The following is a 25,226-nucleotide window of genomic DNA, read 5'->3' on the forward strand; positions in this document are numbered from 1 at the left end:
CAACGTCGCCGCCGTCGTCGTCACAGCGTCGCCGACAGCGCCTTGACCGGCATCTTCAGCTCGTCCAGCAGCGCCAGGTCCTCGTTCGCCGGGCGGCCGAGCGTGGTCAGGTAGTTGCCGACGATCACCGCGTTGATTCCGCCGAGCAGCCCGTCCCGGGTGCCGAGGTCGCCGAGAGTGATCTCGCGGCCACCCGCGTACCGGAGGATGGTCCGGGGCATCGCCAGCCGGAACGCGGCGATCGCCCGCAGCGCGTCGCGCGGCGCGACCACCGGCTGGTCGCCCAGCGGGGTGCCGGGCCGGGGGTTCAGGAAGTTCAGCGGCACCTCGTGCGGTTCCAGTTCGGCGAGCTGGGCGGCGAACTCGGCGCGCTGCTCGACGGTCTCGCCGAGGCCGAGGATGCCGCCGCAGCAGACCTCCATGCCGGAGGCGCGGACCATCCGCAGCGTCTCCCAGCGCTCCTCCCAGGAGTGCGTGCTGACCACGTTGGGGAAGTAGGACCGGCAGGTCTCCAGGTTGTGGTTGTAACGGTGCACACCCATCTCGACCAGCTCGTCGACCTGATCCTGGGTGAGCATGCCGAGCGAGGCGGCGACCTGGATGTCCACCTCGGCCCGGATCGCGGCGACGCCCTCGCGCATCTGCTTCATCAGCCGCTCGTCGGGACCGCGCACGGCGGCGACGATGCAGAACTCGGTGGCCCCGGTGGCGGCGGTCTGCTTCGCCGCCTCGACCAGGGACGGGATGTCCAGCCAGACGGACCGCACCGGCGAGGCGAACAGGCCGGACTGCGAGCAGAAGTGGCAGTCCTCCGGGCAGCCGCCGGTCTTCAGCGAGACGATCCCCTCGACCTCGACCTCCGGCCCGCACCAGCGCATCCGCACCTCGTGCGCGAGCTGGAGGGTCTCCGTCAGATGCTCGTCGGGCAGCCGCAGCACGGCGAGCACGCCGGCCTCGTCGAGTCCGACACCGCCGTCGAGCACCTGGGTACGAGCCCGGTCGAGGATTTCTGGCATGGGTCGTACCCTACAAGCGGATCGTCCGTCGATGTGGGCCACCCGGCCCGGCCGCTCGGACGCTCCGCATCCGGCCCGTCGGTCGCGGCCCGGCCGGCCCGGCGGGCGGCCGGCAGTCGCGGCGGATGGTATTTTCGCCGATCGGGGGCAGTCGCGCGGGCGGCACCGGAAGCCCGCCGAACCGGGCCCGGGACGAGTCGGGCCCGGGACGGGTCGGCCCCGGGCGACGCCGCAGCCGTACGAGACGGGACGGGACGGTCCGGCGATCGGGTTTCCGACAGCGTCCGAAGGCGGACGCGGACCAGTGTGGGGAGTGGCGGTGCCGAGCTGGCTGGAGGGTCTGGACCGGCGGGCGCGACTGCGCGCCAAGGCCGGGCTGACCCGGCGGCTCCGGCCCAGGGACGCCGGCGAGGACGTGGTCGACCTGGCCGGCAACGACTACCTCGGGCTCTCCCGGCATCCGGCGGTGGTCGCCGCCGCGACCGAGGCGCTGACCGGGTACGGGCTGGGCGCCACCGGCTCCCGACTGGTACGCGGCTCCACCGAGGCGCACCACGCGCTGGAGGAGACCCTCGCCGACTGGCTCGGCACCGGGCAGGCGCTGGTCTACTCCTCCGGCTACCTGGCCAACCTCGGCGCGGTACGCGCCCTGGTCCAGCCCCGCACCCTGCTGATCTCCGACGCGCACAACCACGCCTCGCTGATAGACGGCTGCAAGCTCTCCGGCGCCGAGACCCGGGTCACCCCGCACCTGGACGTCGCCGCCGTCGAGGAGGCCCTGGCCACCTCCCCGGGCCGGCCGGCGGTGCTGGTGACCGAGTCGGTCTTCTCGGTCGACGGCGACCTCGCCCCGCTCGCCGAACTGCACGCCCTGGCCCGCCGGTACGGCGCGCTGCTGCTGGTCGACGACGCGCACGCGCTCGGCGTACTCGGTCCGGCCGGTGCCGGCGCGGTGGCCGGCGCCGGGCTGGCCGGCGAGCCGGACGTGGTGCTGACCGCCACCCTCTCCAAGGCCCTCGGCGGGGCCGGCGGTGTGGTGGCCGGGCCGGCCGAGCTGGTCCGGCACCTGATCGACACCGGCCGCACCTTCATCTACGACACCGCGCCGCCACCGGCGGTCGTCGCCGGGGTGCTGGCCGCCGCCGGGCTGGCCCGGGCCGGCGACGGGCTGCGGGCCGAGCTGGCCGACCGGGCCGCGACGGTCGCCCGCCGGCTCGGCGCGGCCGGGCTGGAGGTCTCGCGGCCCGCCGCCGGGGTGGTCTCGGTGACCGCGCCCGGCCCGGAGACCGCAGTGGCCTGGGCGGCCGACTGCCGGGACCGGGGCGTCGCGGTCGGCTGTTTCCGGCCACCGTCGACCCCGGACAACCGGTCCCGGCTGAGGCTGACCATCAACGTCGGAATCGAGCGGGCCGACTTCGACCGGGCCCTCGACGTGATCGCGGAGTGTGCACCGTGACCAGGACCGGCCGCACCGGCGGTACCCGGGCACCTGAACCGTGCCCCGTGACCACCCGACCCGGCGGTGGCCGGGCACCCGGAGCGCGCGCCGTGACCGCACGATCCGACGGTGGCCGGGCATCCGCAGTGCGCGCCGTGACCGCTCGACCCGGCGGTGGCCGGGCTGGCGGAGCGTGCGCCGTGTCCCGCCGATCCGAGAATGGCGATGGCCAGCGGCAGCCGACCACACAACCGCAGCACGTCGGCGGTGGCCGGCGGTGAGCGGCGTGGCGTGGCGCGGGCCGATCCTGGTCACCGGCACCGACACCGACGTCGGCAAGACGGTGGTCACCGCGGCGATCACAGCCGCGGCCCAGGCCGCCGGGCTGCGGGTCGCGGTCCTCAAACCCGGCCAGACCGGTACGGCGACCGGCGCCGAGTCCGACGTCGACACGGTGAACCGGCTGGCCGCGCCGATGACCGCACGTACCCTGGTCAGCTACCCCGATCCACTGGCGCCGCTGGCGGCGGCCCGGGTCGCCGAGGCCGAGCCGCTGGAGCTGTACGCGGTCGCCGACGAGATCAGGGCCGACGCGGAGAAGCACGACCTCGTACTGGTCGAGGGGGCCGGCGGTCTGCTCGTCCCGATGGGGCTGCGGCCGTCCGGCGAGGCGTGGACGCTCGCCGACCTGGCGGTCTCGATCGGTGCCCCGGCGGTGGTGGTCACCCGGGCCGGGCTGGGCACGCTGAACCACACCGCGCTGACCCTGGAGGCGCTGGACCGGCGGGCGGTGCCCTGCGGGGTGGTGCTCGGCGCCTGGCCGGCCGAGCCGGAGCTGGTGCACTGGGCCAACCTGCGGGAACTGGTCCCCAACATGGTCGGCGCGCTGCCGGACGGCGCCGGCACGCTCGAACCGGGCGTGTTCCGCCGCTCCGCGCCGGGCTGGCTCACCCCGGCGCTCTACGGCGTGCTGGACGACTGGCGGGCCTGGGCCGAGGACGTCAGCTAGCTCACCGCCCGTCAGAGGTGGGCGGCGGAGACGTCGGAAGCAGGGACGTCAGCCAGGTCACCACCGTCAGAGGTGGGCGGCGGCGGAGACGTCAGGCTTTCTCTCGACCAGGCCGTACCTGACCATCCGGTCGGCGAAGAACTCCAGCGACCCGACGTCGACCCGGCTGCCCCAGACCGGGATGTTCACCTTCGGGGCGAGGTCCGGCCGGACGTTCGCGATGCTGGGCAGCGCCGCCCGGTACTCCTCCGGATTGCCGGTGACGTACTCGGCGGTCCGGGCGGCGGCCTGCTGGAACGCGCGTACCACCCCGGGGTTGGCCCGGATGTACGCCTCGGACGCCGAGTACGTCCCGACCGCCAGGTTCGGCCTCGCCTCGACGTACGGCCGGAACAGCACCCGTACGCCCTGTCCCAGCGCGATGGTGACGAACGGTTCGATGACCAGGGCCGCGTCCACCCGCCCCTGGGTGATCGCCGGGAGCATCTCGGGGAAGCCGAGTTCCAGGAACCTGATCGAGTTGGGGTCGGCGCCGACGTTCTCCAGCGACGCCTTCAGCACCACCTCGCTGACGTTGGTGAGGGTGTTCACCGCGACGGTCCGGCCGGCCAGGTCGGCGACGGTCCGGATCGGCGAGTTCGCCGCGACGATGACGGCGGAGAAGTCCCGGGCCGGGTCGGTGCCGACGGACGTACCGGGGGCGATGATCTGTACCGGTACTCCCCGGCTGCGGGCCAACAGCATGGAGACGGCGTTGGAGCCGCCGATCGCCAGGTCGCCGGAGACCAGTCCGGGCACGATCGCGGCGCCGCCCTGCTGCCGGACGAGTTCGACGTCGAGTCCGTGTTCGGTGAAGAAGCCCTTCTGGATGCCGAACGCCAGGAACGAGGCGGGCGCGCCCTCGATGTCGCCGACCTTGATCGAGACCGGTCTGTCCCGGCTCGGCTCGTCGGCGGCGGCCGGGGCGGTCGGCTCCGGGCCGCCGCAGGCCGCGATCGCCGCGAGCAGTGCCAGGACGCTGGCGTACCGGGTGATTCTGCTGGTCAGCCTGTTCATCGGATCCTCCGCGAGGACTGGAGGTCGGCGGACCGGCGGGCGTTCCGCTGCGCGGGGACGCGGCACCGGAGGAGGCGACCGTGCGGCGCGGGTACGCCGTCGGCGCGTCGACTGCTTGCGGGCATCGAGTGCTTGCGGACATCGAGTGGCGAAGCTGCGGCGCCAGCCGGAACGGAGCCGGTCCGAGCGGCAGTCCATCGGCGTTCCCGAATCTTAACAGCCCGGCGAGGCGGGACATACCGCTCGATGCGTACCCGCGATCCGGGGCCGGCGCTCCGGCGGTCCGGCTCCCGGTCGTGCCGCCCGGCCCGGCGACGTGCTGACTTTCGGCAGTAACCGGCCGGTGGCGCGGCTTGTAGCCTGGCCGGGTGAACGCCCGGCCCCGCGACCCACGGTGGTGGCGCCACCTGTCCCGGCGGGCGGCGACCGCCGGGCGGTGGCGGTCCGGCGGGCTCGACGCCGACACCGGAGAGGTCCGGGTTGGCGGTGCGGTCGACGGCACCGGCCCGGTGGCACCCCGGGTGGTGCCGACCCGCCGCCCGGCGCTGCGCGGTCGCGACCGGATTCTCGACCTGGTGCTCTGGGTCGTGCTGTCCGCGCCGATCGGGCTGGCGTTGGTCACCCCGCCGCACTCGTCCTGGTATCCGCTCCGGCTGGCCGGTTCGCTGCTGGTGACGGGGCTCGCAGTGCTGGCCAGCCGGCGGGCGCCGCTGCTCGGCCTGCTGCTGGTGGTGCTGCCGACCGCCGGGGACGGCAACTTCATGTTCGGCATCCCGGTGCTGAGCTACCTGGTCGGGCTGCGCGAGCGCCGGTCCGGCCCGGCCGCGCTCGTCTTCGCCGGCATCGGGCTCGGCGGCACGGTGCTCAACTTCGGCCTGCTCGGCACCGATGCCGAGGTGTGGTTCCTGCTCGCCGGCACGCTGCTGGCCGGTGGGGTCTTCCCGTGGCTGGTCGGTCGCTACCACCGGCAGCACCGCGCCCTGGTGCTGGCCGGCTGGGAGCAGGCCGACCTGCTGGAACGGGAGCAGCGCGGTGCCGCCGAACGGATCCGGATGCGGGAGCGGGCCCGGATCGCCCAGGACATGCACGACTCGCTCGGCCACGACCTGAGCCTGATCGCGCTGCGGGCGGGCGCCCTGGAGGTGGCGCCGGACCTGGCCGAGCCGCACCAGCGGGCCGCCGGTGAGCTGCGCGCCAGCGTGGCGCTGGCCACCGACCGGCTCCGCCAGGTCATCGGGGTGCTGCGGGACGACGCCGAACCGGCGCCGACCCGGCCGGCGGGGGAGCGGGTCGACGCCCTCGTCGGGCGGGCCCGGGCCGCCGGGATGGCCGTCCGGCTGGTGGTCGAGGGGGATACTTCGCCGGCTGCTCCCAGCGACGCCGTACCGCCGATGGTCGACCGGGCGGTCTACTCCGTGGTGCGGGAGGCGCTGACCAACGCCACCCGGCACGCGCCCGGGGCGGCGGTGACGGTGTCGGTGCGCCGCGCCGCCGACCGGACCTCGGTGCGGGTCAGCAACGACCGGCCGCCGGCCGGACCGCTGCCGGGGCTGCGCGGCGCGGGCTCCGGCCTGGTCGGGCTCCGCGAGCGGGTACGCCTGGCCGGCGGGACCCTGCGGGCCGGCCCGGACGGCGCCGGCTTCGAGGTGTACGCCGAGCTGCCCACAGTCGTGACCGGGCCGAACATCGCCACCGGCTCGGATCTCATCGCCGGCTCGGATGTCGTTGTCACCTCTGATCTCAACGTCAGCTCAGACCGCATCGTCGGCTCGGATCTCGCCGTCGGTTCGGATCTCGCGGCCGGATCCGATTCCCTGGCGGGGGTGGATCGGCTGGCCGACGCCTCCGACGCCTTCCACGCCTCCGAGGCCTCGGACGCCACCCGCCCCGACTCCGCCGAACGACTGCGTTCCGCCCGGCGGCGAGTCCGGCGCAGTCTGCTGGCGGCGGTCACCGTGCCGGTCGCGATCGGCGCCCTGCTGGTACTCGCCTACTACCCGATCGCTACCTTCGGCGCGGTGCTCGACTCCGACCGGTACGCGCGACTGCGGCTGGGACAGGAGCAGGCCCAGACGCGTGAACTGCTGCCGGACCGGCAGGTCGCCGCGCCGGAGGACGCCGCCGACCGGCCGGTGCCGGCGGGTGCCACCTGCGAGTTCTACTCCGACGGCGCGTTCCCGTTCGGGCAGGCCGTCTACCAGATCTGCTTCCTGCACGGGCGACTGGTGGTCAAGGACCGCCTCGGCGACTGAGCCACCGGCCCCGTCCCCGCCCCCGGTCCCGGCCCACCCGGCCGCCCGGCACCCGAGTTGAGGAGGAAGAGTGATCCCCGTCCTGCTGGCCGACGACGAGGCGATGATCCGGGCCGGGGTCCGGGCCATCCTGGCCACCGATCCGGAGATCGAGGTGGTCGCCGAGGCCGCCGACGGGCGGGACGCGGTCGAACTGGTCCGCGCCCACCGGCCCCGGGTGGCGCTGCTGGACATCCGGATGCCCCGGCTCGACGGTCTCGCCGCCGGGGCGGAGATCCGCCGGCTGGTGCCGGAGACCGCGGTGGTCATGCTGACCACGTTCGGCGAGGACGACTACATCGCGCGGGCCCTGGGTGAGGGGATGAGCGGGTTCCTGCTCAAGTCCGGCGACCCCCGGGAGCTGATCGCCGGGGTACGGGCGGTGGCGGACGGTGCGGCGTACCTGTCGCCGGAGGTGGCCCGGCGGGTGATCGAACTCGGCGGTGGGCTGCTGGCCCGGGCACCGGCCGCCCGGGAACGGATCGAGGCGCTGACCGAACGGGAACGGGAGGTACTGGCGCTGGTCGGTGCCGGCCTGTCCAACGCCGAGATCGGTCGGCGGCTCTTCCTGGTCGAGGGGACGGTGAAGAGCTATCTGAGCACCATCTTCACCCGGCTCGGCGTACGCAACCGGGTGCAGGCGGCGATCATCGCGTACGAGGCGGGCCTGACGGACTGAGCCGTGCGGCGGGGCGCTCCCGGCACGGGGAGCGCCCCGCCCGACTCAGGCGTCGCGGCGGCGCATAACGGCCAGCCCGGCCAGCAGGGCCGCGACCGCCCAGCCGGCGAGGATCAGCAGGCCGACGGCGGCCGGGTACGGGTCGTCGTCGCCGCGCAGGAAGTGCAGGCCGGCGCTGCCCGGCAGGGCGTCGGCGATCGTGTTCAGCGGCCCGAGGTCCGGCAGTCGCAGCGTCGCCGGGACGATCGCCAGTACCAGGAAGACCGTGACCAGGGTGCCGACCGCGCCCCGCAGCGCGGCGCCGAGGCCGAGGGTGAAGACGCCGATCAGCGCCAGGTATCCGGCCAGCCCGAAGGCGTCGCCGAGGGTCTCGCCCGGGTCGAACCGGCCCCAGTCGCCGAGTACCGGCGCGGCGACGGCGGCACCGAGCCCGCCGAGCAGCAGACCGGCGCCGAAGGTGACCCCGGCGACCACGGTGGTCTTGGCCAGCAGCAGCCGGCCCCGGGACGGAATCCACTGCAACGTGGTACGGATCGTGCCGGTGCCGTACTCGCTGGTGATGACGAGCAGGGCGAGCGCGATCACCGCGAACTGGGTCAGCTCGACGGCGTCCACGGCGATCCGGCCGACCGCGAACACACCCTGGTCGTTGGCCGGGTCGTCGTCGGTGTTGCTGTTCTGGACGTAGATGGCGAGTTGTCCGGCGGTGGCGGCCATCAGCAGCACGCTGGCGAGCAGCGACCACCAGACCGAGCGCACCGACCAGAGTTTGGTCCACTCGCTGGCGATCGCGCCCGGAAGTCCACCGCCGGACGGCGGTCCGGCGGCGGCCCGGTGGTCGGTACGGGACAACGTGCTCATCGTGCCTCTTTCCGCTCGGCTGCGCCGGGTGCGCTGCTGGGGGTCGGGGCGGCGTACTCCAGGTCGCCGCCGGTGAGTTCGAGGTACGCCTGTTCGAGGGATGCCTCCCGGGCGCTCAGCCCGTGCAGTCGTACGCCGAGGTGGTGGGCCAGGTCACCGACCTGACCGACGGTGCTGCCGGTGACCAGCAGCTCGTCGGCGCCGACCCGTTCGACGGTGGCGTGCCTGGCGACGAGTTCGTCGCGGAGCCGGTGCAGTGCGGCGGGCTCGGGGCTGACCACCCGAACGGCGGCCAGTGAACTGCCGGCGATCACCTCGGCGATCGGCGCGTCGGCGAGCAGCCGACCCCGGCCGATCACCACGAGCTGGTCGGCGGTGAGCTGTACCTCGCTCATCAGGTGGCTGGAGACGAAGACCGTACGCCCCTGTGCGGCCAGCGACCGCATCAGCTCGCGGATCCAGCGCACCCCGTCCGGGTCCAGCCCGTTCACCGGCTCGTCGAAGATCAGCACCCCCGGGTCGCCGAGCAGCGCTCCGGCGATGCCGAGCCGCTGGCCCATGCCGAGCGAGAGGGTGCCGGCCCGCTTTCCGGCCGCCTCGGTCATCCCCACCGTGTCGAGTACCTCGTCGACCCGGCGTACCGGAATGCCGTTGCTGCGGGCCATCGCGGTCAGGTGGGCCCGGGCGGTCCGGCCGGGGTGTACCGCCCGGGCGTCGAGCAGCGCGCCGACCTCCCGCAGCGGGTGCCGGTACGTCCGGTACGGCCGGCCGGCGACAAGTGCGGTGCCGGAGTCGGGCCGGTCCAGTCCGAGGATCATCCGGATGGTGGTGGACTTGCCGGCCCCGTTCGGGCCGAGGAAGCCGGTGACCCGACCCGGCGTGATCGCCAGGGAGAGCCGGTCGACCGCCGTGGTCGCGCCGAAGCGCTTGGTCAGTTCGGTTAACGTGATCATGAATCCTTCCGGTGTTCGCAGCTCGGCTGCGACGGTAGGAATCCGGAGGGTGCCGACACAGCGCCCGAACGGCGATCGGAGGGGCTGACTTTCGTCAGGAGCCCGCGAAAGGACGTCGGGGATCCGCGAAGGCTTCAGTAGCCCCCGAAGGCGTCAGCAGCCCGCGAACCGGACGGGGGTCCGTCGGGGGCGATCCGGTCGGCGGGCGACGTAGGCTGGGGGCCGTCCCGGGCAAGCCGTCGGTGCTGGAGGTCTTTCGTCATGCAGCAGGTCGAGGCGGATTCCTCGATGCCGGAGGCGGACCGGGCGGTCAGCACTGTCCGGTGGTACCCCCGGGTGCTCGCCCTGGCCCTGGTGATCGTGGTGGTGGACCAGCTCACCAAGTTCTGGGCGGTCGCCGAGCTCTCCGACGGCGGCGTCGTACCGGTCCTCGGCGACCTGCTCAGCCTGCGGCTGCTCTACAACCCGGGCGCGGCGTTCTCGATCGGTACCGGCGTCACCTGGATCTTCGCGATCATCGCCGCCGTCGCGGTGGCGGCGATCACCCGGGCCGCCTGGAAGGTCCGTAACCGGGCCTGGGCGATCGCCCTCGGTCTGGTGCTGGGCGGTGCCACCACCCACCTGCTGGACCGGTTGTTCCGGGAGCCCGGGTTCGCCCGGGGCCACGTCGTCGACTTCATCGACTACGCCGGCTTCTTCGTCGGCAACGTCGCCGACATCTGCCTGGTGCTGGGCGGTGCGCTGATCGTGCTGCTCTACCTGCGCGGAATCGACATCGACGGCCGACGCGACCAGGACTGACCGCCCCGCCGCCCCTCCCGGACCCGCAGTCGGGCGGACCGGAACGGGCTCAGCGGCGCGCGACGACGAACGCTCAGCGGCGGGCAATGGAAATCGCTCAGCGGCCAACGAGGACGAACCGTCGGCGGCGGGCGACGAAAAGCGCTCAGCGGTGGGCGACGACGAACGCGTCCGGCATCCGGAACGACAGGTTGTCCGGGCACCACGGTGCCCGGACGACTGTCACGTCGGCCAACAGCGGGGCGGTCTCCTCGACCACCACCGCCGCCTCCAGCCGGGAGAGCTGGGCGCCGACGCAGCGGTGCGCGCCGGCCCCGAACGCCAGGTGCCGGCGGGAGCCGCGCTGTCCGGGTACGAACGCCTCCGGCGCGGCGACCACCTCCGGGTCGCGGCCGGCGCGGGCCAGCCAGAGCACGACGCTGGTCCCCTCGGGTACGGGTGTGCCGGCCAGTTCGGTGTCCCGGGCGGCCACCCGGCGCCAGGTGACGATCGGCGGCTCCAGCCGCAGCCCCTCCTCGACCACGTCGTCGACCGCCACCGTGCCGGCGCCCAGCCCGACGATCACCTCCGGGGTGCCGGTGAGCCGGTGCAGCAGCAGGGTGAGGAACTGACTGGTGGTCTCCTGGCCGGCGACGAGCAGGAAGAACAGCGCCCCGACGACGACGTCCGGCGGCTGCCCGGCGGTACGCAGATCGGCGGCCAGCCCACCGCCGGTGGCGGCGAACTCCCGCAGTACGGCGTGGAACCGGCCGACGACGTCGGCGAGTACCCGTTGCCGCTGCGGGTCGACCGGGGCCCAGAACAGTTCCAGGGCGGCCCGGGTGAACTCCTTGACGACCTCGGTCGGCGCCTCCGGCAGGTCGACCAGCCGGGCGAGTACCAGCAGCGGCAGGTCGGCGGCGAGGTCCGCGTACAGGTCGACGGGGTGGCCGGTGTCGAGCGCGGCGCCGAGCCGGCCGACCCGCTCCCGCACGACGGCGGTCAGCCACGGCCGTTGCGCGGCGACCCGGTGCGGATGTAGTGCCTCGGCGACGATGCCCCGGATCGCCGGATGGCTGTGCCCGCCGTTGTTGGCCAGCGTCGGGGGGAGTCGGAAGCCGTGCCGGGCGAGTACCCGTAGCGCCCCGACCGGGATCGGGGTCATCGCGTCCAGCGCGTTGTCCGGGCGGAACGTCTCCGGGTCGGCGAGCACCTGGCGGACCAGCGCGTGCCGGGTCACCACCAGGTGGTCGACCCCGACGTGGTCCGGCACGGAGACCACGTCCGGCCATGGCCGTTCGACCGGGCCCTGCCAACTTCGGAACAGCACCCGACCACGCTAACCAGTACGGTCCCGGCCCTCGGTGCCGCCGGTCGTGGAGGTGACCTTCGTCAGTTCCCAGACCCGGCTGTGCTTCACCCGGACGCTTTCCAGGGCGACGGTGACCGGGATGTCGTAGCCGGCCACCGGGGTGAACCGCTCCCGGGGCAGGTACGCCCGTTCCGGGTCGCCGACCAGCACGTGCGCGCCGGCCCGGCTGGCCCGGAGCAGGAACCGGAGTACCCGGTTCGCCATCGCCTGGCTGTAGAAGACGTCGCCGGCCAGTACGACCTGGGCGTCGCGGGCGTCGCCGTCCAGGATGTCGCCGAGTTCGCCGGCCACCGTCACCCCGTTGGCCTCGGCGTTGACCTCGACGGCGGCCAGCGCCATCCGGTCGATGTCGACGGCCAGCACCTCTGTCGCGCCGGCCCGGGCGGCGGCGACCGCCACCAGGCCGGAGCCGCAGGCGAGGTCCAGCACCCGCCGGCCGGCGACGGTTTCCGGATGGTCGAGCAGGTAGCGGGCCAGCGCTTGGCCGCCGGCCCAGGCGAAGGCCCAGAACGGCGGGGGCTGTTCGCTGCGGAACTCGCCCTCGGTCAGCTCCCAGAGGCCGATCGGTTCGGCCGCCTGGTGCAGCCGGATCTCCGGTACCGCCGACACCGGGCTCAGTTGGGCGTACCTGCGGACGAACTCCGTGGGGCTCTCGGACACAAGCGCCGATTCTGCCGGTCGACCTGCCCGGCTCTCCGCCCGGTCCCGGTTCCCGCGTCCGGGCGTGTCGCGGAAGGTCGGTAACCGGTTCAGCACTCCGCGTCAAAAACACCCTCTTCATTCCTGAATGGTGCTGATACCCCAGTCTTCCGCGCACCCACCCGTACCCATAGCGTCGGTCGGGTAGGTATGTCGACTTGAATGGGGTGTGATGGCGGTGAGGCGGCTCGCGACCCGGCTCGGAGCCACGCTGGTGTGTGCGACGACGGGCTGGGCGGTGCTGCCGGCCGACCCGGCCGGGGCGGCTCCCGGCTTCGACACCGCGATCACCCAGCTTCCGGGCCGGTTCGTGGCCGGCGCGGGTGCCGAGACCGTCACCGCGGTGATCTCCACCAGCCTGGACGGCGAGTGCCGCAAGGTCCGCTGGTCGCTGGTGCTGCGGGTGGACGGTCTGCGGCTCGACCAGGTCGCCGTCGACCGGGTGGAGGAGACCGGCGGGTTTCCGGTGGACGTCCGGGGCGAGGGCGGCGGTGCCCGGCTCACCGACCGGCAACTCGACCCCGGTTCGTTGTGCCGCAACCGCACCGTCACCGCGCAGTACCGGCTGGCCGTCGACCGGGCGGTGACGGACGGCCGGATCGAGCTCACCGTCGAGGCGTTCGACGCGCAGTCCCGGCTGCTCGACCGGCAGAGCGCCACCCGTGACGTGGTCGGCGGGCGCGGCGGCGGGCAGGATCGGCGCCGCGCGCCGGAGCGGGCCCGACCGACGCCGACCGAGGCGGCGCCGACCCCGACCGAGGCGGTGGAGCCGGAGCCGACCGAGCCGGTCGACGAGGATTCTCCGGTACTCGCCGAGGGGCCGGACGGTGCCGCCGGGACCGGCGACGGCGGCTCGGGTGCCGGCGAGGCCAGCGCCACCGCCGGCCAGGGCGGCACCGGGCTGACCGAGATCGGTTTCGCGGCCGGTGCGCTGATGCTCTTCCTCGGTGCCGGCCTGCTGCTCCGGCTGCGGTCCCGTAACCGGCTCGCCGAGGCGACCCCGGCACCGGCACCCGCCCGGCGGCGCGGCTATCCGGAGGCCGCCCGGCGCGGCCCCGCGCCGCCCCGGCGCGGTGAGGGCGGCGGCCGGCACTACCCCGACTGGTGATCGAACCGCGCTGAGCGCCGGCAACGGAAAGGGCCCCTTCCGATCGTGACCACGATCGGAAGGGGCCCTTCGGCTATCGGAAACTAGCTGCCGAACGCCTGGAACTCGGCGATCCGGACGTGCGTCCGGGCCGGGCTGGCGGTCGTGCAGTCGGTGGTCGTCGCCGGATCGTTGTCCTGCTCACCGGCGTACTCCGGACCGCCGGTGCACTGGCTGTCCAGCACCTGGATCCGCAGGTGGGTGGCGACGGTACGCGGAATGTCGAACGACCGCAGGTTGATGTCCCGCGAGTACGCCCGGTACTTCCCACCCGGGAACGCGTCCGACCGGCTGGTGTAGACCTTCCGGTAGTTGGCGTCCACGGAGCAGTCGACCCGGCTGGCGTCGCAGGCCAGTACGGCGAACGAGCGCAGCGCCGACAGGGCGTTCTGGCTGGCCGGGTCGGCCGTGTTGGCGGGGTTCGGCGGGCGCAGGTAGGCGCTCACGTTCACCCGTCGTACGGTCTGCGGCCGGTCACCGGCGAGGTCGACGGTGACCTGCTTGCCGACCACCCCGTCCAGGGACGCCCAGTTGGTCGCCTCGGTGTCGTCGACCAGCGCGGTGGTGTTGACCCCGTCCCCGGCCACGGTCGCGCCGGAGGCGGCCGAGGCGAGGTTGCGGTCGAGCTTCAGTTCCAGGGTCACCGGCTTGTCGGCGTGCCGGCCCTTGCCGGCCTTGAACTCCTTGCTGAACCGGGTGTGCCCGAAGCCCGGGGCGACCGCCAGGAAGGAGAACTTGGTGCCTTCGATCACCTCGAAGCTGTCCGGCAGCGGGGTGGCCGGGTCGGTGTCCGCGACCGGGACGGCGCGGGCCTCGTAGTCGCCGAGGTAGAGCCGGACCGGCGCACCCTCGCTGGCACCGTCCGGCTTGAGCTGCACGGTGACGTTGCGGGCGTGCGGGGAGGCGAAGCTCGGCGTCGGGTCGGTGTCGGCGGCGCCGTTGGTGGCGGCGTCCCGGCCCATCCCGGAGACGGCGAAGGCGTTCCAGATGATGTCCTGGTTGGCCCCGCCGAACCGGAGCTGGTCGGCGGCGAGAAGGTTGTCCCGCATGTCCAGCATGCTGACCGAGCTGGCGGCCTGGAGCAGGTACGAGTCGAAGACGAGCTGCGTCCAGCGCCGGTTGCCCGGGCACTTCTCCACCGCCACCTTGCCGATGGCGCAGTCGAGCTGCTTCGACGGCGTGCCCTGTCCGTACCGCTTGACCAGTGCGGCGCGGACCCGGATGTTCGTCGCGCTCCAGATCTCGCCGTCGGCGTGCACCGCCGGGCCGGCGGTGTTGTAGCCGACGTCGGAGTAGTTCAGCGGGCTGCGGCTGAAGTCGTAGTTCCGGATGCCGCTGACGGTGTTGCCGGTGACGTAGCCGCCGGTGATGAAGGGGGTCTCACCGGGGGCCCGCAGGTTGTGCTGTACGAGGTATTCGGCGCCCATCAGGTCGCCCCAGGACTCGCCCATGGCGCCGCCCTGGTGGCCGCTGATGCCGCTGTTCGGGCCGCCGATCATCCGGTTGGTGACGGCGTGCATGTACTCGTGCCCGATCACCGTCATGTCGTAGTCGCCGTCCACGCAGGGCGGGTACGGGCCACCGGCGGCGGGCTGCCACAGGTACATGTTGGTGGTCGGCTGGAGGCCGTCGCGCGGGGTGCTCTGGTTGGCGTTGTTCCGGTTGCCGCTGAGCGCGCCCTGTTGGGCCCGGCCCTGCTCGGCGTCGCCGCCGAGGCCGTCGGCGGTCAGGTTGACCGCCTGGAGGTTCCAGGCCGCCTCGTCGAAGCCGAGCCGGTAGGTCCAGTCGTGCATCCGGTTGTGCATGGCGAACAGGTTCGCGATCGCCGCGTCCGCGTCGTTCTTGTGGTCGGCGGTGAAGACGGCCGGGTCACACTTGGAGGTCTTCCACGGGTCGGTGAACGGGTAGACGTAGTCCCGGGTCGGGCTCTCCGTCATCGGCAGGGCGGGGGTGCCGCCACCCCAGGACACCACGTTGTTCGCCGAGTTGCCCCGGGCGGTGAAGGTCGGCTGCCCGGTGGCCAGGTCGACGTCCCAGGCCTGGCCGCTGTTCGGGTCCTTGACCGGGCGCTCGCAGCCGCGCTCGATCGTCAGGCACCAGAGCACCCGGGAGTCCTTGCCCGGCTTGGTCCTGGCGGGCGGGGTGGCCGGGAAGACGGCCCACTTCGGGTTGTCCGAGTCGAAGTCGACCAGGTCCTCGCGGACCAGCACGCTGCTGCGCTCGCCGTCGACGAAGGTGGTGAACGCGGTCGGGTGGTCGGTGCGGTCGGAGATCAGGGTGACCTCCCAGGCGGCCCGGGGCGCGGCGTCCGGCACCGGTACGGCGACCTGTCGGATGTCCCGGCTGGCCACCTGGTCGGCGGTCAGTCCGGCGTCGGCGAGTGCGACCGCGTACGCCTGGTCGGCGGTGACGGTGACCGGCTGGGGGGTTCCGGTGTTGCGGGACAGCGAGGAGCTGACGTTGATGACGTTGCCGCCGGAGACGGCGATGCTGACCAGTCCGTCGTACCCGGCGGGCAGGTCGCCGAAGCGCTGCCGCAGGGTGACCACGGCACCGGTGCCGATCTGCCGGACCAGCAGCTTCTCCAGGCCCGCCACGGCGGCGGCGTCCAGGCCGAACAGTTCGCTGTTGTTCGCCAGGTACTGCCGGGCGGCCTTCTCCGGGTCGGCGTCCAGCCCGGTGGCGAGCGGGCCGTCGGTGGCGGTGAGCGCGTGCGGGGTGCCCAGCTCGTTCCACCGGACGTCACCGGCGACCTGGGTCGCCAGCCCCCGCTGCCGGGCGTTCGGCGCGGCCGAGCCGGCCCGGTTGTCCACGTCCCGGGGGGCGTGGCTGCCGCCGTACGACTCCGGGTGTTCTCCCGGCTGGACCTGGCCGCCGGGGTCACCGGCGGGTGCTGCGGTGGCGGTGGTGGCGCCGGGCAGCAGGGCGGCGGCCACCACGGCCGCCATCAGCGCGGGCAGGCCGCGCCGACCGGTCCGGATCGTTGATCTCCACCGGGTATGTGGCAAGGCGTCCTCCTTGGACGGGTACGACGAAGCCGACCGGTCAGGTCGGCTTGGGCGGGTGAGTTGGATCATGAGCGCGTGTAGATATGTGGATATCAGTCGGCCCAGGCGGAAGCAAGGATCCGTCGGGTACTGACACCGGGGCTAGGTTCCGTTCGTATAACGGTTCGTCCGGGCCGGTCGGATATCCGGTGTTCTCGCAGGTCCGACCGGTCTCCGGTACGGCGTCGTCTCTTGACAAGCGGCGCCCGTCACACCTAGCGTCCGAACCTGTTGGATCGTTTCATTGCCGTACCGCACTACCTGCCACCGTCATTTACCGCCCCCGCGACCTGGCTCACGTCGACGGGAATCCGCACCTGCCCACCCGGGCATTCCTGCGCCCGCTCAGGCAAGCGGTTTCCTGCCCGATCTTCCGCACCACCGGCCGCCAGGCGCCCTTGGGAAGGAGAACGTCCATGGTGCACACCCGACGGGTCCGCCGGGCCGCGAGGGCAGCAGCCCTCGCCGCGGCGGCCCTGCTCGTCCTGCCGCTGGCCGCGTGTGGTGGTGGTGACGAGGCCTCGGACGGCCCGGTCACCCTCGACTTCACCTGGTGGGGCAACGAGGACCGGGCCAAGGTGACCGAGGCGGCCATCGACCTGTTCGAGAAGAAGTACCCGAACATCAAGGTGAACACGTCGTTCGGCGCCTTCGACGCGTACTTCCAGAAGCTGTCCACCCAGATCGCCGGTGGGGACGCCCCGGACGTGGTGCAGATGGACCGCGCCTACCTGCGGGAGTACGCCGACCGCAACGCGCTGCGCGACCTCACCGAGTACGTCGAGGACGGCACCCTCAAGGTCGGCGACATCACCAAGACGCTGCTGCCGGCGGGCAAGGTCGGCGACGCGACCTTCGCGGTGCCGATCGCGCAGAACACCCAGGGCGTCGTCTACGACCCGGCGCTGTGGCAGAAGGCCGGCGTGGCCGCGCCGAGCCCCGAGTGGACCTGGGCCGACATGCAGGCCGCCGGACAGAAGCTGAGCCAGTCCAGCGGCGGCAAGGTGGCCGGCTTCGGCGACTTCGGCTTCGCCATCGACTGGTTCGACATCTGGCTGCGCCAGCGGGACAAGGCCATCTACACCGACGACGGCAAGCTCGGCTTCACCGAGGCGGAGCTGACCGAGTTCTGGACGATGACCGGCCAGATGCGCGCGGTCGGCGCGCTGGCACCCCCGGCGCTGACCACCCAGCTCGACGGCTCGGTGCAGAACTCCTCGCTGATCAAGAAGGGCGTCACCGCCGAGGTCAACTACGACTCCGGCTTCACCGGCATGGTCAGCGCGTACGGCGGCCCGCTGGCGATCGTGCCGATGCCCAGCGACACCCCGAAGCGGGGGATGATCGCGGCGATGTCGATGGCGTACAGCGTCGCCCAGCGCAGCGAGCACCCGAAGGAGGCGACCATGCTTGTCGACTTCCTGGTCAACGACGTCGAGGCGGGCAAGGTGCTGGCGGTGTCCCGGGGCATGCCGGCCAACGCGAAGGTGCGGGACGCGATCGCCCCGAGCCTGGCCCCGAACGACAAGCTGGTCTACGAGTTCGAGCAGTCGGTGGTCGACAAGCTGCTGCCCACCCCGCCGCCGCAGCCCAAGGGCGGTGGCGCGGTGAAGGCCGAGTTCCAGCGGATCTACGACGAGGTCATCTTCGGTCGGATCCCGGCCGCCGAGGGCGCCAAGCGGGTCATCGACGAGGCGAAGAGCCAACTCGGCTGACACCCCGACACCGGAAGGTGCCCCCGTCCCACGCCCGGGACGGGGGCACCTCCGTGTTCCGGTCCGACCGCCCTGGGATGCGGCGGACCGGGAACCCGGGCGGCCGACCCGGCCATCCGGCCGGCCGCCCGGGGGCTCTACCTACCCGGCCGGGGCGTCCGGCACGCACCCGGCCGGCGCGGGGTTCCCCGACCCCGGCCGCACCGCGAGGACGTACGCCGGTGCCGGCGGCAGCGCGCCGACGGTCAGCACCGGCCCGGCCGGCCCGAGGCGTACCCCGGGATCCGCGACGTCGTCCCGGCCGACCCACCGGAGCCGGGCGCCGGGCCGCAACGGCAGCCCGGGTACGCCGAACTCGGGCCCCGGATCGCCGAGCAGGATCAGGTAGTGCACGTCGTCCCGGCAGGTGAACCGGACCGGCACGCCGGTGCTGGTGACCGCTGCCGGGACGTGCCACGGGCGGGTGCCGAAGATTGCCTCGCCGTGTCCGGCCAGCCAGCGGCCCAGCTCGTGCAGCACCGTCCGCTGGCCGGCCGGCACCACGCCGTGGTCGTCCGGGGTGATCCCGAGCAGCAGGTTGCCGTTCTTGCTCACCACGTCGGCCAGCAGGTGCACCAGCTCGGTGCTGGAAAGAAACTGCGCCGTTGTCTCCTGCCGATTCCAGCCGAAGGAGAGCCCGAGCGCGCGGACCGTCTCCCAGGGTGCCGGATCGATCTCCGACCGGATTCCGTACTCCGGGGTGCGGACGTCGGCGTCGTCGAGGGAGAACCGGTCGTTGACGACTCCGTCCGGCACTGCCGCGTAGTAGTCCGCGACCAGCCCGGCGGCGTCGCCGGATCGGGGATAGCCGATGTCGTTCCAGAGCACGCTCGGCCGGTACCGGTCGACCAGCTCCCGCCAGTGCGCGTCGACGTAGCCGGCGTACCCGGGCGAGTCGGGGACGCTCGCCGCCACGTCGGCCATCCGTCGGATCGGCAGGTTGCCGAAGGTCCAGTCCAGCCCGCCGGAGTAGTAGAGGCCGTAGCGCAGGCCCCGGTCGCGCACCGCCGTGCCGAGTTCGCCGATCAGGTCCCGCCCGGTCTGCCAGTCCGGGACGTACGGGTTGGCGTGTGCGGACGGCCAGAGCAGGTAGCCGTCGTGGTGCTTGCAGGTCGGTACGACGTACCGGGCGCCGGCCGCCGCGCAGAGGTCGGCCCAGGGCGCGGGATCCCAGGCCCGGACCGCCGCGGTGAACTCGGTGCGGAAGTCCTCGTACGGACGGTTGCCGTACACCCGACGGTGGTACGCCCGGGTCGGGCCGTCCAGCAGGTGCGTGTTCTGGTACCACTCCGCGTACGAGTGCCGGGCCAGCGGGTCCGACGCCTCGGTCACGGCGGTGAGCTGCTCCGGGCCGGTACGGCCGGCGCCGAGCAGGCGTACCACCTCGTCGTCCAGGGGCGCCCAGGCCGGGACGGAGTACAGTCCCCAGTGGATCATGATGCCGAACTTGGCGTCCCGGTACCAGGCCGGGGTTTCCCGCTGCGGGCGCACGTCAGTCGATCTCCAGCCGGACCGCGACCCGGTGAAAGTCCCTGCGTGCGAGCACGTCTGTCCTCCCGATCAGCAGCATCGGCTGTCACTCCACGACGACCCGGGCGCCGTGGCCCTGCCGGGACGGTTCGTCGCCCGGTCACCTCGGCGAGGATCCACGCGAGGGCGCGAGCCGGCCGAGAGGTCGACGGTTGAAACGAATCAATCCGCGACCTGACGCTATTGCGGCGCGACGACGGCTGTCAAGAGATCGCGGCTCGGACGCCCGATGTCAGGCCGGAACTCCAACAGTTCTGGTGCGACGTCTCCCGCTGTCGAGAGATCGCGGCTCGGATGCCCGATGTCAGTACAGTTCGAACGAACGCCAGCGAGGTCCGGCCCGCTCCACCGCGCACCCGTACGTCTCGCCGCCCTGCGGCCCCGGTGGGTGCCGGCGGCGTCAGCACGCCAGCCGATTCGGGAAAAGCCCGAGGGCGGTGCCCCGACCAGCCGCTTTCTGGTCGGGACACCGCCCTCGTCGTACGGGTGCGGCTCAGAGCACGCCGTCGGACAGCAGGTCGGTGGTGCCACCCAGGTCGGCGCCGCCGACCAGGCCGGTCACGCTGCCCAGGGCGCCGTCCACGGTGCCGGTGACCCCGCCGACGGTCCCGCCGAGGTCGGTGACCCCACCCACGGTGTCGGTCACGCCACCCAGGTCGGTCACGCCACCCAGGTCGGTCACGCCACCCACCGTGTCGGTGACGCCGTCCAGGCCGACGCCGCCGAGCGTGCCGTCGACGGTCCCGGTGACGGAGCCGGTGACCCCACCGACGGTGCCGGTGACGCCGTCCAGGGTGCCGTCCAGGTCGGCGACGTTACCGAGGTCGGTCACGTTGCCCAGGTCGGTCACGTTGCCCAGGTCGGTGATGGTGCCGAGGTCCGCGACGCCAGCCAGGTCGGTCACGCCACCCAGGTCGGTGAGGCCACCGAGGTCGGTGATCCCGGCCAGGTCGGCGCCGCCGACCAGCCCGGTCGTGCCGGCGACGGTGGAGGTCACGGTGGTGGCGGCGAAGTCGGCGGTGCCCAGGACACCGTCGACGGTGTCGACGCCACCGGCCGTGCCGAGCACGGTCGAGTCGAGGCTGTCGGCGACGTCGTGCACGCCGGACAGGTCCACCGTCAGGCCGCTGTCCAGACCCAGCACCGGCAGGCCGGTGCTGAGCCCGACCGCCACGCCGTTCGGGTCCACGCTGACCGCGCCCAGGCCGGCCACGTCGACGTCCACGTCGGTGCTGTAGACCCCGGCGGTGAACTGGTTGGCGACGGTCTGCACCTGGCCGACGACGCTGGTCGGGCTGAGGCTGACCGAGCCGAGGCCCAGGCTCTCGACCACGCTGAGGTCGGTGAGGCCGTCCAGCGGTACGGAGTCGACGACCAGCGGGAGGACGTCCGCGACGTCACCCGGGACCACGTCGCAGAGCCCGACGCTCTCCAGCGTGCCGGTCGGGTCGAGCTCGTACGCGGTGCGCAGGTCCACGTCGGTGATCAGGTTGACCACGAAGTCGTGCAGGGTCGTTTCCGCAGCGGGAGTCGCCTCGGGGGCCGGGGCCGGGGCGGGGGCCGGGGCGGCCGGAGCCGGGGCGGGGGTCTCCACGGTCGGTGCCGATTCCACGTTGACGATCTCCTCAAAGGGGTTGGGCGGGATGATCTGGGCATGTCGTTCCAGACCTGGCGCCGACGGTACGGCGGTTGTCGCGTACCGGACATCGGGGACGATCCCCGGTTCTCGCCCCGACCGGTGGGGCCCGAGATCCCCACCCCGGTTAGGGGCATAGGGGGTACCGGCGGCCGGCCGTCCGGACCACCGGCCCGGCGCGGCCCGGCCGGGCCGGCCGGGATGACGGATCGGCCCAGTTCGCCCCGGCTGCCCCTGCGGAGTCCGGGCGCCGGCCCGGACACCCCGTAACCGATCCGCCCGCTCGGTGCCGGAACGCCCGGGGCGGGGGAGTGGCTCGGCCGGCCCGGACCGAAAAACCTCTTCGCGCGCGGGCTTGCGGATGCCCGGCGGACGCGCGGGGGCTTGTCGAAGGCGTCGGCCGGGGTCACTCCGGACGGTCCGGTCCGGACGCGAACCGGCCGCGCGCCCGGTCCAGCCGCCCGGCCAGCACGGCGAGTTCGTCGGCGAGTGCGGCGGGTTCGAGGACGGTGAACTCGGGACCGAGCAGGGCGAGGTGCAGTGCCAGGAAGCCGAGCGAGTCCGCCCCGGTGGTGAGCAGGCAACTGCTCCCGTCCACCGCCTCCACCAGCCCGGCCGTCGGTGGCACGCGTTCGGCGACCACCGGGGCCGGGGCGTGCACCAGCACCCGGGCCCGGAACCGGTACTGCGCCGCACCGACCGAGTCGGCCACGAAGCTCGCCGGGTCGGGCGGGTCGTCCGGGGTGAACCGGTGGCCGGTCGAGCGGGGCTCGGTGATCCGGTCCGCCCGGAACGTACGCCAGTCGTCGCGGTCGGTGTCCCGGGCCACCAGGTACCAGTGCCGCCCGGTGTGCACCAGCCGGTGCGGCTCCACCCGGCGGACACTGGCCGCACCGTCGCGGCTGCGGTATCCGAAGTGCAGCCGGTGCTGGCTCTGGCACGCCTCGGCGAGCACGGTCAGCACGTCCGGGTCGACCGTCGGCGTCCCGCCGGTCAACGGGACGGTGGTCAGCCGCAGCGCCGCGGTGCGCCGGGCCAGCCGGGCCGGCAGGATGCGCTCCAGTTTGGCCAGCGCCCGCAGCGAGGTCTCGGCGATCCCGGTCACGCTCTGGCTGGCGGCGGTACGCAGGCTCAACACGACCGCGACCGCCTCGTCGTCGTCGAGCAGCAGCGGCGGCAGCCTCGACCCCGCGCCGAGCCGGTAGCCGCCGGCCACCCCGGAGGCGGCCCGGACCGGGTAGCCGAGGTCGCGCAGCCGGGCCACGTCCCGGCGGACGGTACGCACCGTCACGCCGAGCTGCCGCGCGAGTTCCGGGCCGGTCCACTCCGGCCGGGTCTGCAGGATGGCGAGCAGCCGCAGCAGTCGTGCCGACGTGTCGAGCATTCTCCGAGTCTGCCAGGCAACGAGGACCGGACCTGTCCGCAATCGGGGCTAGCCTGCGGCAATGGACATCGACTGGACCGGACAACTGGTCGACCAGGTGGACTGGCACTGGCGACACCAGTTGCGACCCCGGCTCGACGGGCTGACCGACGACGAGTACCACTGGGAGCCGGCCGACGGCGGGTGGGGCGTACGACCCCGCAGCGAGGTCGAGGGCGGGTACGGCTCCGGCGAGTTCGTGATCGAGTACGCGTTCCCCGCGCCGACGCCACCACCGGTCACCACGATCGCCTGGCGGCTGGCGCACGTGATCGTCGGGGTGCTCGGGCAGCGCAGTGCCGCACACTTCGGCGGGCCGCCCTGCCGCTACGACGGTTTCGACTACGCCGGCACCGCCGACGGGGCGCTACGCCAGCTCGACGCCGCGTACGCCACCTGGCGGGACGGGGTACGGACGCTGGACCCGGCGGGGCTGGCCCGGCCGTGCGGCCCGGCCGAGGGGCCGTACGCCGAGCTGCCGATGGCCGCACTGGTGCTGCACGTCAACCGCGAAACCATCCACCACGGTGCGGAGATCAGTCTGCTCCGTGACCTTTACCGGACCCGGAGGTAACCGTCATGGCGTACGAGTTCCAGGTGACCCAGGACAGTGCCGACCCGCACGTGCTCGCCGACTGGTGGGCCGAGACGCTCGGCTGGCGGGTGGAGCCCTCCGACGAGGCGTTCATCCGCCGCATGGTCGAGGCGGGGCACGCCACCGAGGACGAGACCCGGACCCACCACGGGGTGCTCGTCTGGAAGGCGGGGGCGGCGATCCGGCACCCCGACGGGCTGGAGCGGGCGCCACGGGTGCTGTTCCAGCTCGTGCCGGAGGCGAAGACGGTGAAGAACCGGATGCACCTCGACGTGCGTACCGGTGCCGAGGACCTGACGCCGGTGGTCGACGCTCTGGTCGCCCGGGGGGCGAAGTTCCTGCACGACGGACGGCAGGGCCCGTTCACCTGGGTCACCCTCGCCGACCCCGAGGGCAACGAGTTCTGCGTCTCCCGCTAGCCGAGTCGTCGGGCCTCGGCGCCGGAGCCACGACTCCGGGTGCCGGTGCCGACTCCGACTCCGACTTTGGCTCCGGTGCCGGTTCTGCTGCCGGGAAGGTCAGGAGGCGGGCGGTGTGAGGATCCGGTCGAGCGCGCCGCGCAGCCGTGGCGTGAGCGTACGGGCGTAGGTGGCGGTGAGGTGCTGGTTGTCCCGGTAGACCAGCACCCCGCCGATCACCGGGGCGCACCGCTGGGCGGGGCAGATCGCCCCGGTCAGGTCGATCATCCCGACCCGGGGCAGGTCGGCCAGCGCCGCACGCTGCGCCGCCCCGGCCCCGGCCGACAGCGCGACCCGCCGTTCGGTCGCGCACCGGGTCAGCCGGCTCGGGTTCGTCGACACGCACTTCGCGGCGTCAGTGGCCAGGATCGGGGTGCCCAGCAGCACCACCGTGGGTACCCGGGCCGAGACCAGCTCCGACCAGGTCCGGTGCATGCCCCTGACCAGCGCCTCGTGTGCCGGCTTCCCGGTCAGGCCCCGGCCGCCGGCCATCGGCTGGTACCGGGAGCTGGTGGTGAGCAGCAGCCTGGGTCGCTCCGGCCCGGTGAGCGCGGCGCGGACGTTGCGGTACCACTCGGTGCAGGTGTAGCGCTGCTGTCCGTCGGCGGCGGTCACGGCGAGGTGGAGGAACGGACAGTTCGGTTTCAGGTACGTCACCAGCCGCCACCGCTTCGCCTCCGCGATCTCCTGCAACGCCGGCAGCCAGTTGGCGGCGTGGGTGTCGCCGGCCAGCGCGACGGTGAACGTGGCGTCGCGGTCGCCGTACACGCAGGACTGGGCGACGCCGCTGGTGACGGCGGGGAAGCAGTTGTGCCGGTAGACGTCGGGCACGTCCTCCCGGGCGTCGGCCGGGTCCGGGGTGATCGACCGGACCCGGTCGACCGGTACGCCGGCCCGGCTGTTCCAGGGTGACCTGCCCAGCGCGGCGGCACCCGGGGCCGCCACCGGGACCGGGGCGGGAACCACCGACGCCGGTCGGGCGGCGGGTGGTGGGGCCGGCTGGTCGGGCGGCCAGACGGTGAGCTGGAACAGCAGCCCGCCGAGTACTCCGGCGGCGGGCAGCAGCGTGCCGATCCGGAGTACCTGCCCCGGCGACCAGGCGTCCGGTGCGCCGGTCCGGGCGGGTGTCTCGACGTAGCGGTGGGTGAGCACGGCGAGCAGCCCGGCGACGCCGAGTACGCCGAGGTCGGCCGCCGGGTGCAGGTCGCCGAACCGGGCGTGTGCGGCGACCAGCAGCGGCCAGTGCCACAGGTGGAGCGGGTAGCTGATCGCGCCGACCGCCCGCAACGGCGGGACCGCCAGCAGCCGGTAGACCCCGCCCGCGCCGCCGGCTCCGGCTCGCCTCTCCGGCGCACCCGTGCCGTGCACCAGAACCCTGGATCCGGTTGTGCCCGCAACGCCGGCCGTGCCCGCAACGCCGGCCGTGCCCGCAACGCCGGCCGTGCCCGCAACGCCGGCCGTGCCCGCAACGCCGGCCGTGCC

General features: G+C 73.4%; 20 protein-coding genes. 9 read left to right on the forward strand and 11 right to left on the reverse strand.

The annotated features are described in order from the left end of the window. Positions 1-20 precede the first annotated feature (20 nt). Positions 21-1,016, reverse strand: a complete 996-nt coding sequence (gene bioB / locus Pen02_RS09100) for a biotin synthase BioB (protein WP_203865458.1) — start codon at positions 1,014-1,016, stop codon at positions 21-23. A 319-nt stretch (positions 1,017-1,335) separates the two neighbouring features. Here bioB and Pen02_RS09105 point away from each other — a divergent pair, with 319 nt between their 5' ends. Together Pen02_RS09105 and bioD are read left to right on the forward strand one after the other, a co-directional pair. Continuing rightward, entirely contained in the window at positions 1,336-2,472 is a 1,137-nt protein-coding gene (locus Pen02_RS09105; RefSeq protein WP_203865459.1) for an 8-amino-7-oxononanoate synthase, read from the forward strand. Positions 2,473-2,758: 286 nt separating this feature from the next. Continuing rightward, complete coding sequence (gene bioD / locus Pen02_RS09110) at positions 2,759-3,463, forward strand: dethiobiotin synthase (protein ID WP_203865524.1); 705 nt, start codon at positions 2,759-2,761, stop codon at positions 3,461-3,463. Positions 3,464-3,529: 66 nt separating this feature from the next. Here the strand turns inward: bioD and Pen02_RS09115 are convergent, their stop codons facing one another. Beyond that, a complete protein-coding gene (locus Pen02_RS09115; RefSeq protein WP_203865460.1) occupies positions 3,530-4,519 on the reverse strand; it encodes an ABC transporter substrate-binding protein in 990 nt (329 codons plus the stop codon). Positions 4,520-4,887: 368 nt separating this feature from the next. Between Pen02_RS09115 and Pen02_RS09120 the strand changes: the two genes are divergently transcribed. Continuing rightward, a complete protein-coding gene (locus Pen02_RS09120; protein WP_239140306.1) occupies positions 4,888-6,771 on the forward strand; it encodes a sensor histidine kinase in 1,884 nt (627 codons plus the stop codon). A 103-nt stretch (positions 6,772-6,874) separates the two neighbouring features. Then, the gene (locus Pen02_RS09125; RefSeq protein ID WP_443678474.1) at positions 6,875-7,489 is read left to right on the forward strand and encodes a response regulator; all 615 of its coding nucleotides are present in this window, start codon (positions 6,875-6,877) and stop codon (positions 7,487-7,489) included. Between the two features lie 45 nt (positions 7,490-7,534). Here the strand turns inward: Pen02_RS09125 and Pen02_RS09130 are convergent, their stop codons facing one another. Together Pen02_RS09130 and Pen02_RS09135 are read right to left on the reverse strand one after the other, a co-directional pair. Beyond that, on the reverse strand, positions 7,535-8,350 hold the full coding sequence (locus Pen02_RS09130; protein ID WP_203865462.1) for an ABC transporter permease: 816 nt from the start codon (positions 8,348-8,350) through the stop codon (positions 7,535-7,537). Further along, complete coding sequence (locus tag Pen02_RS09135; RefSeq protein WP_203865463.1) at positions 8,347-9,303, reverse strand: ABC transporter ATP-binding protein; 957 nt, start codon at positions 9,301-9,303, stop codon at positions 8,347-8,349. Before Pen02_RS09135 ends, Pen02_RS09130 begins: the two co-directional genes overlap by 4 nt. 261 nt (positions 9,304-9,564) lie before the next feature. Here Pen02_RS09135 and Pen02_RS09140 point away from each other — a divergent pair, with 261 nt between their 5' ends. Then, positions 9,565-10,104, forward strand: a complete 540-nt coding sequence (locus Pen02_RS09140; RefSeq protein WP_203865464.1) for a signal peptidase II — start codon at positions 9,565-9,567, stop codon at positions 10,102-10,104. Positions 10,105-10,249: 145 nt separating this feature from the next. On the opposite strand, the gene Pen02_RS09145 is transcribed toward Pen02_RS09140, so the two are convergent. Both Pen02_RS09145 and Pen02_RS09150 read right to left on the reverse strand, forming a co-directional pair. Continuing rightward, positions 10,250-11,413, reverse strand: a complete 1,164-nt coding sequence (locus tag Pen02_RS09145; protein WP_203865465.1) for a cytochrome P450 — start codon at positions 11,411-11,413, stop codon at positions 10,250-10,252. 9 nt (positions 11,414-11,422) lie between these two features. Continuing rightward, a complete protein-coding gene (locus tag Pen02_RS09150; protein ID WP_203865466.1) occupies positions 11,423-12,115 on the reverse strand; it encodes a class I SAM-dependent methyltransferase in 693 nt (230 codons plus the stop codon). Positions 12,116-12,332: 217 nt separating this feature from the next. Here Pen02_RS09150 and Pen02_RS09155 point away from each other — a divergent pair, with 217 nt between their 5' ends. After that, positions 12,333-13,262, forward strand: a complete 930-nt coding sequence (locus tag Pen02_RS09155) for a hypothetical protein (protein ID WP_203865467.1) — start codon at positions 12,333-12,335, stop codon at positions 13,260-13,262. 83 nt (positions 13,263-13,345) lie between these two features. Here the strand turns inward: Pen02_RS09155 and Pen02_RS09160 are convergent, their stop codons facing one another. After that, entirely contained in the window at positions 13,346-16,309 is a 2,964-nt protein-coding gene (locus Pen02_RS09160; RefSeq protein ID WP_239140308.1) for a M36 family metallopeptidase, read from the reverse strand. 455 nt (positions 16,310-16,764) lie between these two features. Between Pen02_RS09160 and Pen02_RS09165 the strand changes: the two genes are divergently transcribed. Next, the gene (locus tag Pen02_RS09165; protein ID WP_203865468.1) at positions 16,765-18,063 is read left to right on the forward strand and encodes an ABC transporter substrate-binding protein; all 1,299 of its coding nucleotides are present in this window, start codon (positions 16,765-16,767) and stop codon (positions 18,061-18,063) included. Positions 18,064-18,204: 141 nt separating this feature from the next. Here Pen02_RS09165 and Pen02_RS09170 read toward each other — a convergent pair whose 3' ends face one another. From Pen02_RS09170 to Pen02_RS09180, 3 genes are all read right to left on the reverse strand, one after another. Then, a complete protein-coding gene (locus Pen02_RS09170; protein ID WP_203865469.1) occupies positions 18,205-19,593 on the reverse strand; it encodes an alpha-L-fucosidase in 1,389 nt (462 codons plus the stop codon). Between the two features lie 532 nt (positions 19,594-20,125). Further along, complete coding sequence (locus Pen02_RS09175; RefSeq protein ID WP_203865470.1) at positions 20,126-21,244, reverse strand: IniB N-terminal domain-containing protein; 1,119 nt, start codon at positions 21,242-21,244, stop codon at positions 20,126-20,128. Between the two features lie 430 nt (positions 21,245-21,674). Next, complete coding sequence (locus Pen02_RS09180; protein WP_203865471.1) at positions 21,675-22,652, reverse strand: helix-turn-helix transcriptional regulator; 978 nt, start codon at positions 22,650-22,652, stop codon at positions 21,675-21,677. Positions 22,653-22,713: 61 nt separating this feature from the next. Here Pen02_RS09180 and Pen02_RS09185 point away from each other — a divergent pair, with 61 nt between their 5' ends. Together Pen02_RS09185 and Pen02_RS09190 are read left to right on the forward strand one after the other, a co-directional pair. Continuing rightward, positions 22,714-23,265 carry a DinB family protein gene (locus Pen02_RS09185; protein WP_372445588.1) on the forward strand — a complete coding sequence of 184 codons (552 nt, stop codon included), beginning with the start codon at positions 22,714-22,716 and terminating at the stop codon, positions 23,263-23,265. 5 nt (positions 23,266-23,270) lie between these two features. After that, a complete protein-coding gene (locus Pen02_RS09190; RefSeq protein ID WP_203865472.1) occupies positions 23,271-23,705 on the forward strand; it encodes a VOC family protein in 435 nt (144 codons plus the stop codon). A gap of 99 nt (positions 23,706-23,804) precedes the next feature. Here Pen02_RS09190 and Pen02_RS09195 read toward each other — a convergent pair whose 3' ends face one another. Further along, positions 23,805-25,112: an acyltransferase family protein gene (locus Pen02_RS09195; RefSeq protein WP_203865473.1), complete on the reverse strand. Its 1,308-nt coding sequence runs from the start codon at positions 25,110-25,112 to the stop codon at positions 23,805-23,807. Between the last annotated feature and the right edge of the window lie 114 nt (positions 25,113-25,226).

Origin of the sequence: Plantactinospora endophytica, assembly GCF_016862915.1 — a bacterium.
GTDB lineage: Bacteria > Actinomycetota > Actinomycetes > Mycobacteriales > Micromonosporaceae > Plantactinospora > Plantactinospora endophytica.

What these genes read in the sequence shown, in the direction of transcription:
- bioB (WP_203865458.1), bottom strand. Translation starts at nt 1,016, where the DNA reads ATGCCAGAAATCCTCGACCGGGCTCGTACCCAGGTGCTCGACGGCGGT.
- Pen02_RS09115 (WP_203865460.1), bottom strand. Translation starts at nt 4,519, where the DNA reads ATGAACAGGCTGACCAGCAGAATCACCCGGTACGCCAGCGTCCTGGCA.
- Pen02_RS09125 (WP_443678474.1), top strand. Translation starts at nt 6,875, where the DNA reads ATGATCCGGGCCGGGGTCCGGGCCATCCTGGCCACCGATCCGGAGATC.
- Pen02_RS09130 (WP_203865462.1), bottom strand. Translation starts at nt 8,350, where the DNA reads ATGAGCACGTTGTCCCGTACCGACCACCGGGCCGCCGCCGGACCGCCG.
- Pen02_RS09135 (WP_203865463.1), bottom strand. Translation starts at nt 9,303, where the DNA reads ATGATCACGTTAACCGAACTGACCAAGCGCTTCGGCGCGACCACGGCG.
- Pen02_RS09140 (WP_203865464.1), top strand. Translation starts at nt 9,565, where the DNA reads ATGCAGCAGGTCGAGGCGGATTCCTCGATGCCGGAGGCGGACCGGGCG.
- Pen02_RS09165 (WP_203865468.1), top strand. Translation starts at nt 16,765, where the DNA reads ATGGTGCACACCCGACGGGTCCGCCGGGCCGCGAGGGCAGCAGCCCTC.
- Pen02_RS09180 (WP_203865471.1), bottom strand. Translation starts at nt 22,652, where the DNA reads ATGCTCGACACGTCGGCACGACTGCTGCGGCTGCTCGCCATCCTGCAG.
- Pen02_RS09185 (WP_372445588.1), top strand. Translation starts at nt 22,714, where the DNA reads ATGGACATCGACTGGACCGGACAACTGGTCGACCAGGTGGACTGGCAC.
- Pen02_RS09190 (WP_203865472.1), top strand. Translation starts at nt 23,271, where the DNA reads ATGGCGTACGAGTTCCAGGTGACCCAGGACAGTGCCGACCCGCACGTG.